We start from the raw sequence: 13,840 nt of genomic DNA, 5'->3' as shown, positions 1-13,840 counted from the left end.
AAATGACATCACCGACGACTATTTTGCTGACCGGCGGGGCCGGCTACATCGGCAGCCACACCTATGTGGCCTTGGTGGAGGCCGGTTACCAGCCGCTGATTCTGGATGACTTTTCTAACAGCGACCCGGAGGTTTTGCAGCGCCTGCAGCAAATCACCGGGCGCGAAGTGCTGTGCCAGCGCGGCAATGCCCGCGACCGTGCGACCCTGGAAGCTTTGCTGACGCAGCACCAGGTCCAGGCGGTGATCCATTTCGCAGGCTTCAAAGCAGTCGGCGAAAGCGTGGCCCAGCCGCTTAAGTATTTTGAAAACAACCTCGGCAGCACGATTGCGCTGTTGCAGGCCATGGCCACCACCGGGTGCCAGAAGCTGGTGTTTTCCAGCAGTGCCACGGTCTACGGCGACCCCGCATCGGTGCCGATCACCGAGTCGTTTCCGCGCAGCCACACCAATCCCTATGGCCACACCAAGCTGGTGTGTGAGGACATGATCGCCGCCCAGTGCGCCGCGCTGCCTGCCCTTCGTGCGGGGGTGCTGCGTTATTTCAACCCGGTGGGTGCCCACCCGAGCGGCTTGATTGGGGAAGACCCGTCCGGTATTCCGAATAACCTGATGCCTTTTGTGACCCAGGTCGCGGTGGGCAAGCGCCCCCGCCTGCAAGTCTTTGGCGGCGACTACGCCACACCCGACGGTACCGGCGTGCGCGACTACATCCACGTGCAAGACTTGGCCCAAGCCCATGTGGCGGCGGTGCGCAAACTCCTGGCGGGGGCTGACACCTTCACCGTGAATGTGGGCACCGGCCAGGGCTACAGCGTTCTGGATGTGGTGCGCGCTTTTGAGCAAGCCAGTGGCAAACCTGTGCCTTACGACGTGGTGGCGCGCCGCCCCGGCGATGTGGCCCAGTGTTATGCCGATGCCGCCATGGCCAAAGCCGTGCTGGACTGGCAGGCCGCGCAAAACCTGCAGTCGATGTGCGAAGACTCCTGGCGCTGGCAGAGCCGCAACCCCGACGGCTATCGCAAGGCCTGAAACCCTCAGGCGGAAGGCGGGCGACAGCCCTTACTGGAGCATGAAGGTCTCGTACTCCAGAACCTCGAGCTTGCGGCTGAGAATCCAGATGCCGGTCAGCACGGTGACCAGCATCGCCAGCGCAAAGCCATAGCCAAACCATGCCGCGCCCAAGTGCAAGGTGATGCCGGTAAACACCGCATTGCACAGGGGCAGCATGGCGGTCAGCAAAACCACCGCGCGGCGCTGGTCGAGGTAAAACAGAATATTCAATATCCCCAGCAGCACCACCTGCAGCGCGGCACCGACCACATCCACATACAGCAGCGGCAGGTACAAGGTGGAAATGCCCAGCGCTTGGAGCACCACGCCGCCAGCCGCAAAGGTAGAGAGGACGGCGATACCCTGGATTTTGGCGATGTCAAACAAACCACGGCGCACGTGGTAGACCATGTGGTTGCGCATGCGCTCGATGTAGTCCAGCGTGGCGCCCTCGCGGACTGCGTTGTAAAACTTGACGTAGTACTCCACAAAGTCGGTTTCGATCCGCACCAGAAAAATGGCCATTCCGGGGATGACAGACAGGTACGACAAAAAGATCGGGAAGTCGTAAATCACAGAAGCATGCAGAGGCCCGATAACTTGCTGCCCGGTACTGGGGAAATACCAGAACATCAGCTTGTCGATCCACGCGCCCAGGTTGAAGAGGAAGCCGGTGGCCATCAGGCTGGTGTACATGGCGCCGCGCTTCCAGATGTCAAACGCGACAAAGCGGTCGGACTGGTAGTGCCGGTAAACCAGATAGACCATGCCCATCAGGAGCAGGTAGTGCCCCAGAACAAAACCGAGCAACAAGCCCTCTAGGCCTAAGGGCCTCCGCAGCAACAATGCCAGGCCCAGGGTGGCGCTGTAGCCCAGAAAAAACATGAGCACAATCGCGCGGTAGTGCTTCATGCCGGTGAGGAACACGGTCGCAATCCAGATCGCGGACATGACTCCCAAGCCCATCACAAACAGCAAGCGGTAGAGCACCGATTGCTCGGGGAAAAAGATCGCCACGCAGGGCAGGGCTACCAGCATGCTGACGCCCATCACCACCAGAATCAGCCCGTTGAAGTTGGGCAGGATGGAGGCCTCGTCTTTGGCAAACGTGCGGTCCGCCACAAAGCGGGTGAACGACAGTTGAACCAGACCGGTGCTGATCAGTGAGATCAGAAACAGGTAGGTCACCGTGACCTGAAACTGCGACACACTGACCCGGGGCGACGCCACCCCCGCGCCCGCGCTCAGCAGGCCAATCAGCATGATGCCCACGATGGAAAGCACCCAAGGCCCGGAGCTGATGATGCCGGCGAAAGCATAGGCCTGCAGCAAACCTGCATAGGTCTGCTTTCGCAGGAGTTTGCGGAGTTCGAAGCCTATGCCTGCCATGCGAAGTTCTTGTCGTAAAGCGACCGGTAGCGGTCAAACATGATGTGCTGTGCGTAGTATTTTTCGACGCGCCGGATACCTGATTCGCGGGCCCGCTGCCATTCGGCCGGATCACCCAGCAGCTCCAGAGTGGCTTCTGCCATGGCCTGGGGGTCTGCAATCCGTACCACCCGCCCGGATGCCCCCAAGGCCTCATCCTCGCCCGGCAAGCCATACACGAGTTGGCGGCAAGAGCCCACATCGGTACTGACGGTGGGCACGCCCGCGGCATAGCCCTCCAGAATGACCAGGGGAAGGGCTTCGCTGATGGAAGTGAGAACCACCAGCCCGACTTGGGGCAGCAGCTCAGTGAGCTTTTGGAAACCTAGGAATTTGACGGTGTTTTCGAGTCCGAGTTGGGCTACCAAGTCGCGGCACTCTTGCGCGTATTCGGGCGACTCGTCCTCGGGCCGGCGATCCAGGCCTCCACCCCGGGCATGCGGTTGGCGATGATGCGCGCAGCGCGGATGTAGGTCTTGATGTCTTTGATCGGCACCACACGGCCAATCAGGCACAAGACCTGCGGCGGGCCATCCGGCCAGTCTTTGCGCAGGGCACCGAACTTCACCACGTCGATCCCGTTGGCGATGTTGGAGGTGCGCTCCTCGGGCGCGCCGTCGAGCAACTGCCGTTGCCGGTTCGCTTCGTACAGCGCCACGATGTCGTTCGCCGCGTGGTACGTTACGTAGCCGAGATGCTCGAAAAACCGGATCCACAACTGCCGGAAGTAGCTGACACGCGAGGGGTCGTGTTCAAACACGCTACGGTTGTCCTTAATCCACTGAGCTTGGTAGAGGTCGATCTTGCGCTCTTTGACGTAGATGCCATGTTCACTGAGCATGAAGGGACGCTTGTTCCGGTGCTTGAGCAGGACGCCCAGAATGCCGGCATATCCGGTGGACACCGCATGGTAGATGCGCGCCTTGGGCGCGCGGACCGCGACCTCCCGTAGTCCCCAGAACGGACGGTGGATGGTGCGCACAGTCCAAAAGTAATCGACAAACGACGGGTCGGTGCTCCGGCTCCGGTAGGTTTTTTTGATGTAGTCCCAGGATCCTTCGCTGTAGAGGAACATATCTTGGCTAAGCATGCCGCCGGGGCCTGCTTCGTCCATCATGCTGGCAAAGAGGTGCGGGCACTCGGGGTGGCGCAGATCGTTCTCAAACATGTCGTGCATTCGCTCGACCAGTTCCATGCTTTTGGCCGGTGCCTTGACACGTGCGATTGGCGGTGGCGCCTCGTCTTCATTTAGATAGGCCGTTTCCAGATGGACCAGATTGGGCGGCAAGGCGTAGCGCATGTGCCCGTAGTCCTGTTTGCGGCTACCCAGAAAAATGGCACCGAAGCGGATGTCCGGAAAGCCCAGAATGATTTGCTGGACCCAGCTGGACACTCCCCCGGACACAAACGGGAAGGTGCCCTCTAGGAGAAGCATGACGTCGACCTGCTCTGCCTTGGGCAGGACGGGTTCAGATGTGGGGGAAGTAGTTGCGGTCACTGCGATGTGGAAAGTTGTCTCGTCCGGTCCAAATGTCTACAACGGCCCGGGTACGGGAGGCGACGTTGAGTTTCTCCAGGCGGAGCAGGGATTGTTTGACTTGCGCGAAATCACGGCGTTGGTAGGCCAGCTCGGCCACGTAGGGCACGGCAGATACCAAAGGGTGGCCGAGCGTAATTGCGTGTTCAATGGCGGCTTGGGCTGGAGCGTATTCGCCGATGGCCAGCAAAATCCGCCCCTTGAGGAACAGCATGGCGGCGTCCGGCTCGGGCTCCAGGGCCAGTGTGGCGTCGACATATTGCAGTGTCTGGCTGAGGATGTGTTTTTTGAGTTCGCCTTGGGCCAGCGAGGCGTAAATCAGTTCCCAGTGCAGTTCTGCCAGGTGTCGCAAGCAGGTGTGGCGCTGGGCGTCGTTCTCCGCCTGGTCGAGTTGGCGACGTTCGCGCTGGATGTCTGCGTTGATTTTCTTTTCCTCGGCATCGAGCATGCCAAACGCCACGAGGCGCACATCGTCAGAGTTGTCGCTCAGTAGTTCGTCCAGGATGGGGTTGGCAACCCGGGTAGGGATCGCTTGAAGTGTCATCAGGGATTGAAGCCGGATGGCGCTAGGCACATGTGAGTTCAGGCGTGAGCGAATGGAGCCTTGCCCGCTGCGGCTGACATCTTTGGTTTGCATGTCAAATTCGGGCAGGGGCACTGTCACCGGTTCCGGCGGGTATTCGTCTGGCGACTCTTTCTGGAAGGTCGTCCAGATGATGGCCAGCATTCCGACCGCACCGATCAGGGGGGCGACAAATGCAAAAAGAAACAACAGCAACCACACGGTCACACGGGGTCGCATGTACTTGTGGGGCAGCAGCACATAACTGCCCGATGCCACGATCGCGCTCGCCAAGGCGTGCAGCGCCAGCATGGCCAGCAACGCCCCCAGCGTGGACTGGTGCAACAGCGGGCTTAAGAAGACGCCTACTTCAATGGCGATGGCCGCCCAGGCCCACTTCAATGTGAACATGCGGGCTTTCTCACGGGGCGAACTGGGTGGTCAGGGCTTGCACCGGGTCTTCTAGGGCGAAGTCGATGGTGTGCAGGCGGACTTGCAGGCTTTCGATGTCGCCATGAAATCGCAGTTGCAGCCAGTCATCAATCCGCTGGATAAAACCTTCCTTAGCAGAGTCTGATGCAAACGGCATCAGCACCACGACTGCAGGCTGCCCGCGGATATGCGTTTGCCAGTACAAATCCAGTCCGCGCTTCACGCGCACAAACTCGGCTGTGATTTCGGCCCCCAGTGCACCTTCAAAGGTCATGATTACCAAATGGCTGGACAGGCCTACCGAGTGATTCAGCCGGCTCATGCGCACCAGCTCTTCTGCGAACAAGGCCGGGATGCCCGGAAGCGCCTGCTGGACTTTGTGGGTATCTGGGCCGATCCGGATGTTGTCTGCGTAATAGGCCAGGATCACCGACATCATTTGCAGGTTCTCGACCGTCAGTGAGAAAAACGGGATACGGGTCACGACCAGCACGCCCAATATGGTGTCGTTACCAGCCACCAGCGGGGCCACCACCAAGGGGCTGTCGGGGTCAGAGCTGCTGATGTCTTCGCCGGCGATGTGCACCAGTGCCCGTGTTTCCATTGCTTTCTGGAACAGCACATTTCCCGGCAGGAGCGGTAGCGGGTCCCCGATGACTGCCAGAGCCGGGCCCAATTGCGGGTCAGTGTCCGGGTTCTTGATGGCATACAGCGTGGCGGATTCCAGATTGACATACTGCGACAGCAACTGCAGCAAGCTGTTGGCCGCCGGCATGGGCTCGTCTTGCGGGGTGGGTTGCATGGCCATGCCCCGCAGGCGGGCCAGGGCATCGCGCAGAGAGCCCGGGCGGATCAGCATCTCTTGTTCAAGCCGATCGTGGGAGAGGTTGAGCAGCAAGTGCCTCTTGGTGAGCCGCGAAAGACGCTCGGTCACATACAGGTAGGTCTCTTCCATGCGGGCATTGCGATCACGCCACACATCGCTGAACTCGCCGCAGACCATGACCAGCACACCCGCACCGAAGAAAAAGCGGAAGGCGAAGGCATCTTCAACCCGGCCCATGGCATTGGCGATCAACCAATTGATGATCAGCGGAATGCTACTCAGCAAGCCCGGCGAAACGCCGTAGCGCAACGCAATCAAGACCGGTGCAAACCAGAGCCAGGGAAAGTGGCTTTGCGCGAGCATCGGGTCGTCGGCGCTGATCCACCAGCCCACAGCAATGCCGAGCAGGGGGATCAAAAATATTTCGAGCCACTGGTCACGGGCCAGCACCGGATCGGGTGCCAGCCGATGCGGGCTGATGAGCTTTTTGAGCCAACTGGTCGAGGAGGGAGCTCCCATAAGCGACTTACTTTGCAGGGGCCACGGCGGGCAGTGGCAAGCTGGTCAGGGCGTCGCGCATGACGGCCTGCGCCACGCCGGACAGGGCTTGCCGACTCCATCCACTGCTGGCTGCTGTGGTGCTCCAGACGATTTGCCCTGAGCTCAGGTCTGTCACTTTGACGGTAATGCCGACAGCGGGCTCGCCGTCGAGGCCGACTTTGTAGCGCCACTCTTCAACGCTGCCACTCACTGCATAGCGAACGCCTTGTTCGCGGGCCCACTTCTGGGCTTCTTCGCTGACTTTCCGCTCCGAGGGTTCAAACAAGCTATCCCGTGACAGGGCTGCGGGGTAGATCTTGAGCTCCGGCACACCACGGCGACGCAGCAGGTGTTCCAGCATGGACTCTGCGCTGAGCGCAGCCTGCGGCGTGTCGGTATTGTTGGACAAGGGGAGTAACGCCCAGGAGGCGCCTGCTTCCAGCGTGCCGCGGCCGGTATTGGATTCGATGGAGGTGGCGCAGCCGGTCAGGGCCAGCGCAGCGGTGCACAAGAGAGTGTGGAGTTTCATCAGGGTGCTCGTGGTTAAAAGTAATTGCGGTAACGCAAGGTCAAGGTTCTGCCCGGGCCGTTGCTGCTGGCAAGGCCATCGCTGTGTTGGAGTTCGATACGCATCAAGTCCCGCCCGAATACCGAGCCCGCCAGACCGACTTGCGAGGAGTAGCCCTCGCCGGCTTGGGAGTCATGGCGCAAACAGGCATCGACAAAAGGGCGCCAGCCTCGGCTGAATCCGTTTTGCAAGCTCTGCCCGCCCAAGTTCTCGCCCATGCCGAGGCACAGGCCCCAGCTGGTGCTGCTTTCCGGCAAGAAATAGTTGGCGGTGCTGAGCGTGCCTGCACTCACGGCTTGCTGAAACGCTTCCGGGTAGCGCTGCAGCGATCCGGCACTCGGCCCGTCTTCGCGGTCAAAGACTTGTCTGCGCAAGTTGACGCGGAGCCGCCAGTCCGGATAGTCCACCCGCAGGCGGTATCCGGCCTCGAGGTCGAGAGACTGACCACGTCCGAGACCGTCACCGAGTTGGCTGTAATAGCGCTTTACGGCCGGGGTGGCTTGCAGGTTGAGGCGTTTGTCCAGCTGGGCACCGAGGGTGGTGCTCAGGCTGTCTTCTGCGCCTGCAATTTGCATGGTGGGGCTTGCTTGGCTGGCATTGCCGATGTCCAGGCGGGTGCTCCACAGGAGCCCATATGGCAGACGGAGTGACTGGCTCAGTTGCGCCCCATTCATGGTGCCCAGCTCCCGGCGCTGGAACAGGGTGAGCGCCCCGTTTTGCCCGGGGCTGGCCCATTGGAGGCCCAGGTTGTTGAGTTGCTCGGTATCGGTGAGCAGCGTTTGCAGTCCTGCATCGCCTGAGGTTTGCCGGGCTCTGGTCCAGCCCAGGGTTGCGACCAGCCCTTGTTTCACCGGCCACTGGGCATGCTGCCCGACCGAGAAGTTGCTGAAGCTGCCTGCGTTTTCACTCTTCAGCGCGCTTTCCAGATAGGCTGCCTGGGCAGGCGCGTGCTGGCGCCAACGGTCGTACAAGGCCTCGTCATCCGGGCTGCGCGTGAGTCCATTGAATGCTGTGGTCAGCGCCTCTGCGTGCAGACCCATGGCGCGTTCGATGTCGTAGCGGTTGTAGATCGGCAGTGTCTCGCGTTGGGTCTGCAGCAAGTCGTCCATGTCCCGGGTGTCTCCGGTTTGCAGGGCTACTTGGGCCCGCCCCCACACGGGCGCTTGGGCTTGCTCACGGAAGCGGCGGGCCATCCACGTCCGCGCATTGACAAATTGTTCCGTGCTGATGGCCCAGGCCAAGATCAGTTCGGTCGTCTCCGGGGCGGAAGCGTCGGCGGGCAGTGCCTTGAGGCTGCGGGCCCAGTCGCGGGCTTGTTGCAGTGCAGGATCACCAGGCCGGTTCAAGAGCGAAAGTCTCAAGAGCGTGCGCCATTCGGCGCTGGACGTATCGGCCTCTGTGCGCGCTGTGTCTGCTGGAAGCTGTGCCCGCAAGATCAGCCAAGCATGGCGGCGCACTCGTGCGGCCATGCCTGCTTGTTGGTTGCGTTCCAGCGCATCGGCATAGTTCAGGAGGGTGAAGGCATCCTGCGGCGCCTTGGCCACGATACGTTGGTACCAGCTGAGTGCCTGCCGTTGTTGGTTAAGCACCTGGTGGCCTGCAGCAAAGGCAGGCCAATAGTCCGCATCCCCGCCATGACTCTGGTAGTGCTTGAGGGCCACGGCTAGCTCCGCGGTGCGTTGCTGGTCTATCAAAAACCACAAGCTGCTGAGACCCACGATTTTGGACACCGGCTCCATCACCATGGCCCGGCGCAGATCGGCCCACGCGTTATCCCCTTGTTTGAGGCCTTGCGCATACCGGGCGCGCAGCAGCAAAAACTGGCTCGACGACTCGGCATCAGTGAGTGCCGCCCCTTGCAATAGCGCTAGCGCCTCGCCCATGCGGGTCCATTGGGCCTGGTTGGCAAACATCTCCAGCGCTTGTGTCAGCAGGGCAAAGGTACCAAAGCGGCGGTACCCTTCCAGCGCAAGGTTCGCGGCCTGGTCTGTTTGTTGGACGCCGGCCAATGCCACGAGGCGGCCCCAATCGTCACTGGTAGCTGACTCACTTTTGACGTAGTTGGCATAGGCCCCGCGTGCAATGTCCACGCGCTGCAGGTCCCAAGCCACTTCACCCAGCAGACGCCAGAACTCCGAGGCCTCGGCGGGCACACGCGCTTCGTGGCTCTGCATAAATGCAAGGGCTTCCGGCAGCCGGTTGCTGCGGACGTAGACCATCACCACATCGAGCACCGCGCCCAGCGAAAAGGGGTTTGCCTGGCTGCGCAAAATTTGTAGCTGCAGCGTGCGTGCGTCATTTCCGTAGTTGCCTGCAAGGCGCGCGGCGTATTCCAGCAGTTGCAGATCACCCCGCTGCAGGTACTGGGCTTCAAAGAACAGGGAGCCTTCTGCAGGCTGTGCGGACTCTTCAAAGAGCTTCAGCACTTCCACCATTTCCGCAGCGCTGAGCGGGCGGCGTTTGGCCAGCGTTTGCCATGCGCTTAAGGGGACTTGGAGGTCTTCCATCTGCCAGGCGAGTCGGGTCACATTGGCCAGAGTCTCTGCGTCCCGGGCGCCTTGTTGAAAGATGTATGCCCACTGCTGCGCGGCAATCAGCGGCTGTTGGGTCCACTCCGCAACTTTCGCCAAGCGGAGTCGCCATTCCCGGTTCGCGGGAGCCATTTGTACCGCTGCACGGGCAATCTGCAGGGCCGGTTGCAAGTCCCCGGTGCTGAGCAGCACGCCATAAGACAGGGCTATGTCTTCGAGGTTCAGGTTGCGCAGGGTCAGGCCCGTCGCTTTGCCGTCGTCAGGTCTATTGGCCTTGGGTGTGATGATCTCTGGCGCCCTGACAGGAGCCGACTGGGCAGGCTGGACAGGAGGCGAGGGAGATGGGGACGAAGGGGGCGCGGGTGCCTCGGGTCTAGGCTGCAGGGGCTCTGCGGCCTGGGGGCGCGCATCTTGCGCGAGCGGGGCATTCGAGGTCCAGTTGGTCTGCAGCAGCAACTCGGGGCGCAGCACCGCGATGCGAAGCTGGGCACCCGGGATGGCGCGGCCCGAGAGTGCGCGCCGCGCCTCTTCGGTGCTACGCCAAAAGCCTGCCCGCAGGGTGAATTGATTTCCGCGCTTCTCCAAGCGGAGAAAGGGCAAGTTCCGGTGCTGCTCGTAGAGGCTTTGCAAACCTTTGAGCTCAGTGCTACTGGCGATTTGCAGTGATTGGTAATCCTGGCCCGGTGTCGGGTTTTCTTGGGCCCAAGCAGCGCCCCAAGCAGGGTAAAGCGCAAGGATCCAGGCATGGCGCAGGCTCAAGGTTGCGCTCCTTGCGGCTGGAAAATCAGGGCTCTGGCATAGGCGTTGGCCTCGTTCGGATAACCCGCCGCCAGGGCAACACGTGCCAGGTAGCGCAGCGTGACCCTGTCTTGCGCCAGTGCGCCCAGGTGTGTGTTCGCAGCGCTCATGGCGCGGGCGTACAAGCCGCCTGCCATCAGGGTGTCAACCCCGGCCATGAACAGCCGCCGCTTGTCGGTGTAAGGCTCTGTGTGCTGCTGTGCCATGAAGTAATACCTTGCCGCTTGCTCATAGTTGCCACGTGCCAAGCCGCGCACGGCATAACGCTCCAAGGCATCCGGGCCACTGGATTTTTGGTTTTTTGCGATGAACTGAAGACCCGCATCTGGGTTGTCGAGCGTGAAGGCCAGATCTGCAAACTGCTGGGCCATGCTTTCAGTCATCGGGTCTGTGAGCGCCGGATCCAGAAACGCGGGCAGTCCTTGGCGGAGTTCAGCCAGTTGCTCGGCGTTGGTGCTTTTTTGCAAGCGGCGGTCATAAGCGCTCAGCAAAATCGTGCGGGCAGCGGTGCGTTGACGCAGATCGCCCTCTGCTGCGGCTGAGAGCAGCATCAGTCTCAGGGTCGGCAGGTCCAGTTTCTGTTGCTGCACGCGTGCGAGCAGCAAGGCAACATCGAGGTTGCCGGCACTGGCCCGGTACAGGTTTTGGATGTAGGACAGCGTGAGCTCATCGAGCGTTTCTTGCTCGTAGAGCTTGGCTACCAGTTCCTTGCGCGGAAACACGACAGCCAGAAGAGTCACCACCATGAAGCCGATGAGTAGCAGTTGCCAACCCGTCGCCAGCTTCAGGCGTGGAATCTCTCCATCAATTCCTGCATAGCGCTTCGAGCGATGGGGCAACATGTTCAATGAGTTCAAAGTGAGAGAAGGAGCCCTCCTGGCGGAGCGGCGTTAATTTGCGGTTGCCCAGGCGCACATCGCAGTCCTGAACATTCTTCAGGGTGAATTGCAGGGGCACATGGCCGCTCAAACTCCAGCGCACGCCAGTGGAGGCGTGTTGCACGTCGGTCACCCGGGCATTGGCAGACACCAACAGCGGCCTGCTGGTTAGTGCGCCGGGCGACGCTACCCAGGACACCGAATCTGTATGCAAGTGGACATACCGGTCGCCACTATCCGCGGTGTAGCCAGCAATTCCCCGGCTGGATTCGAGGTCCGGCAGTGGCACCGCGGCAGGGAGCCTGAGGCTGCGCAGTGCACTCGCACCCCGGATTTGCCATCCTTGAGGGGTTCTGGCGATCGACAAGTCCTGAAAATCCATCACCTTGCGCGCATAGTCGGCAATGTGCACCGGCGTGACGGGCTGGCTCAGCGCGTACTGGAAAATTTTGTCCAGGGTTTGCACACCGGCACGCTTGGTCGCCAGATAAGTGTGAAAGTAAATGTTGATGGGCTTGAGTCTGCGCGGGGACTCTGTGAGTTGGAAGGTTTCAATCACCCGCTCAAACTCGTAATACGGACCCAGCCAGTTGTTGGTGTAAACGTTTTCGTTCTGGTTGGGTGCAAAAACCTGAAAGCCACCGGCCCGCTGCAGGCCCAGACCCTCAACGTAAGTGAGGCTCGGGTTCGAGCGTGTGGCCACGGTGTCGCCGCCATTCATGTTGACAATGCCCGCGGCCGCTACCGCGCGCAGTGCTTCGCTGGTCGGGATGCAGTCGCCGGTCCAGAGGAATACTTCCACCTTTTTTCCGCGCGGAGCCAAGCGGCGCTCAATGTAGGCGATGGACCCATCGACCTCGCGTTTCACATCGAAGCGGTAACCGGGGATGCGCAGGTTGTAGCTGTCCGAGCCTTCACCCGCGCTGGCCCTGTACCAGAAGAAGGGGTGGGAGTAGCTGTGGGATGCGATGGCCACATGGGGCGCTGCAAAGATTTCTTTGGCCACTTTTTCGGCAAGCGGCGAGAGACCGGGGTACAGGCCATCCGGTGCAATTTCAGCTTCGATGACCGAGATGGTCATCGGCAGCGCGTATTTGCGCACCACACGGTCACGGACCATTTCACCGGCGATGGGGTTGCCGGGCGTCTCGGAGCGGCTGATAAAGCCATCGCCGTCCATGTGGATCATGAGCATGCGTTTGCCGGATTCGGTGGTGGTGTCCGGGATGGGCATCTTTGGCAGGCGCAGCGCCTGGCTCAAGAAGTCAAACGGGTTCACCACCCAGCGGCTGCCTAGTTCGCCGGGCAGAACCGAGGTCACAAACGGCGAGCTCACAAACCCACCCCATGGGGTGATGGCCGCTGCATGCTGGGTGCGATCGGCCTGCATCAGCACCAGCAGAGGCCGTGCGCCCTCGACGGTCATCCCCGCAAAGCTGTCAAGCGCAGGCGTTGGCGCTCGCTCAAACCCCATGATCCCGCTTTGTTGCACCACGGTGATCGGGGCAATAGCACCGGAGGTGGGCGTGAGGGTGATGCCCAAGGTACTGCGCAAATTGCTATCGAGCAAGGTGCCGGGCATGTTGAGCCATGCCACCGGTACCGTGTCTTGCACTTGCTTACGCAGCCAGCCTGACAAGCGCTGCTGCTCCGCGGTGGTGGCCGGAACCGTTTGCCAAATCACAATGCCCGCATAACGCCCTTTCAAGGGGTGATCGGGTAGCTGGCTGGCGTCGACAAACTCCGGCACATAGCCCAGATAGTTCAGTGGCAGCGACAGCATGCGCACGGGATCGAGGTAGCGCAACGAAGCCTCATTGACCGGTGTGCTGTGTACGACCAGTACCTTGCGCGGCATGGCCTCGACGCTGCCAACCCCTATGCTGGTGAGGTCGGGCGTAGTCACCCAAGGGGTAAAGCCGAGCTCGCGGATCTGCTCCGCGGTGGTGCGGGCCAATGCCCTGTCGTGGGCCGGCACGTAGTCAATCGCGAGGACCGGCAAACCGTAGGTGTTTTTGACGGTTGAGAGTTGCCCCAGTAACCATTCGCGGTCTGCCCCGGGCACCGGTCGGAAACGGCTTTTTCCGGCATCAAACCCTTGGAACAGGGACTCTGCCGCCACCATGTCCACGAGTGAATGGGTCTTGCCGAGGATTTCAAAGCCGCGGTTGAAAATCAGCTTGGCTTGGGGATACCGTCGTTTGACCTCGCGCACCAGTTCAACCATGCCCGCTTCTTGTGCCGATCGGCTTTCGGGCGTTTTGGAAAACAGGTGGTAGGAGTCCAGCGTATCGAAAAAGAAACTCCGGTAGCCGGCGGTCCACAAAGGCTGGATCACGCGTTCTGCAAAGAAAACAGGCCACCCGGGCTGGGCTTGGTCAATCAGCTGGCTGCCCCAGTCTTTGTTTTTACCTTTGATCCAGGCCGCAGGAATGGCGGCTGCATAGGGTCGGCTGGGCTGTACTTCGCCCACCGCCACATAAGCTGCCAATTCGGGCGGACCATTTTTTATGGAGCGAGGCTCCGGCACATGGCCGGGATCTACCACCACCCGGTCAAACGCGCGCAGGAGTTCCCACGGTGGCGAGGCACCGTAATAAAGAGCCACGGAAGGACTTGCAGCGCTGGCTTGAGCCGCACAGGCGAAAGCAGCCAGCAAGCGGAAGAAGAGCTTTTTCATTTTTTAGT

8 protein-coding genes and 1 pseudogene are annotated in these 13,840 nt (G+C 61.0%); 1 reads left to right on the top strand and 8 read right to left on the bottom strand.

Features of this window, described 5'->3' with window-relative positions:
• The first annotated feature begins 2 nt into the window (after positions 1 to 2).
• A complete protein-coding gene (galE, locus tag RAE19_RS04905; protein ID WP_313873860.1) occupies positions 3 to 1,031 on the top strand; it encodes a UDP-glucose 4-epimerase GalE in 1,029 nt (342 codons plus the stop codon).
• Between the two features lie 30 nt (positions 1,032 to 1,061).
• On the opposite strand, the gene pelG is transcribed toward galE, so the two are convergent.
• The 8 genes and pseudogenes from pelG to RAE19_RS04865 form a co-directional block, all read right to left on the bottom strand.
• The gene (gene pelG / locus RAE19_RS04900; protein WP_313873859.1) at positions 1,062 to 2,441 is read right to left on the bottom strand and encodes an exopolysaccharide Pel transporter PelG; all 1,380 of its coding nucleotides are present in this window, start codon (positions 2,439 to 2,441) and stop codon (positions 1,062 to 1,064) included.
• Positions 2,429 to 3,915: pseudogene (gene pelF, locus RAE19_RS04895) on the bottom strand (GT4 family glycosyltransferase PelF). Before pelF ends, pelG begins: the two are co-directional and overlap by 13 nt.
• Positions 3,916 to 3,949: 34 nt before the next feature.
• Entirely contained in the window at positions 3,950 to 4,990 is a 1,041-nt protein-coding gene (locus RAE19_RS04890; protein ID WP_313873858.1) for a tetratricopeptide repeat protein, read from the bottom strand.
• Between the two features lie 10 nt (positions 4,991 to 5,000).
• Positions 5,001 to 6,356, bottom strand: a complete 1,356-nt coding sequence (locus tag RAE19_RS04885) for a PelD GGDEF domain-containing protein (protein ID WP_313873857.1) — start codon at positions 6,354 to 6,356, stop codon at positions 5,001 to 5,003.
• Between the two features lie 7 nt (positions 6,357 to 6,363).
• Complete coding sequence (locus RAE19_RS04880) at positions 6,364 to 6,906, bottom strand: penicillin-binding protein activator LpoB (protein ID WP_313873856.1); 543 nt, start codon at positions 6,904 to 6,906, stop codon at positions 6,364 to 6,366.
• A 14-nt stretch (positions 6,907 to 6,920) separates the two neighbouring features.
• Positions 6,921 to 10,235, bottom strand: a complete 3,315-nt coding sequence (locus RAE19_RS04875) for a tetratricopeptide repeat protein (RefSeq protein WP_313873855.1) — start codon at positions 10,233 to 10,235, stop codon at positions 6,921 to 6,923.
• A complete protein-coding gene (locus RAE19_RS04870) occupies positions 10,232 to 11,116 on the bottom strand; it encodes a hypothetical protein (protein WP_313873854.1) in 885 nt (294 codons plus the stop codon). The genes RAE19_RS04875 and RAE19_RS04870 overlap by 4 nt, the downstream gene beginning before the upstream one ends.
• Positions 11,079 to 13,832 carry a bifunctional glycoside hydrolase 114/ polysaccharide deacetylase family protein gene (locus RAE19_RS04865; RefSeq protein WP_313873853.1) on the bottom strand — a complete coding sequence of 918 codons (2,754 nt, stop codon included), beginning with the start codon at positions 13,830 to 13,832 and terminating at the stop codon, positions 11,079 to 11,081. The genes RAE19_RS04870 and RAE19_RS04865 overlap by 38 nt, the downstream gene beginning before the upstream one ends.
• Positions 13,833 to 13,840 lie beyond the last annotated feature (8 nt).

It is taken from the genome of Rhodoferax potami (assembly GCF_032193805.1).
Taxonomy (GTDB): Bacteria; Pseudomonadota; Gammaproteobacteria; order Burkholderiales; family Burkholderiaceae_C; genus Allorhodoferax; species Allorhodoferax potami_A.
Note: the sequence above shows the minus strand (reverse complement) of the source record. Positions and strands in the feature narration are given on the sequence as shown.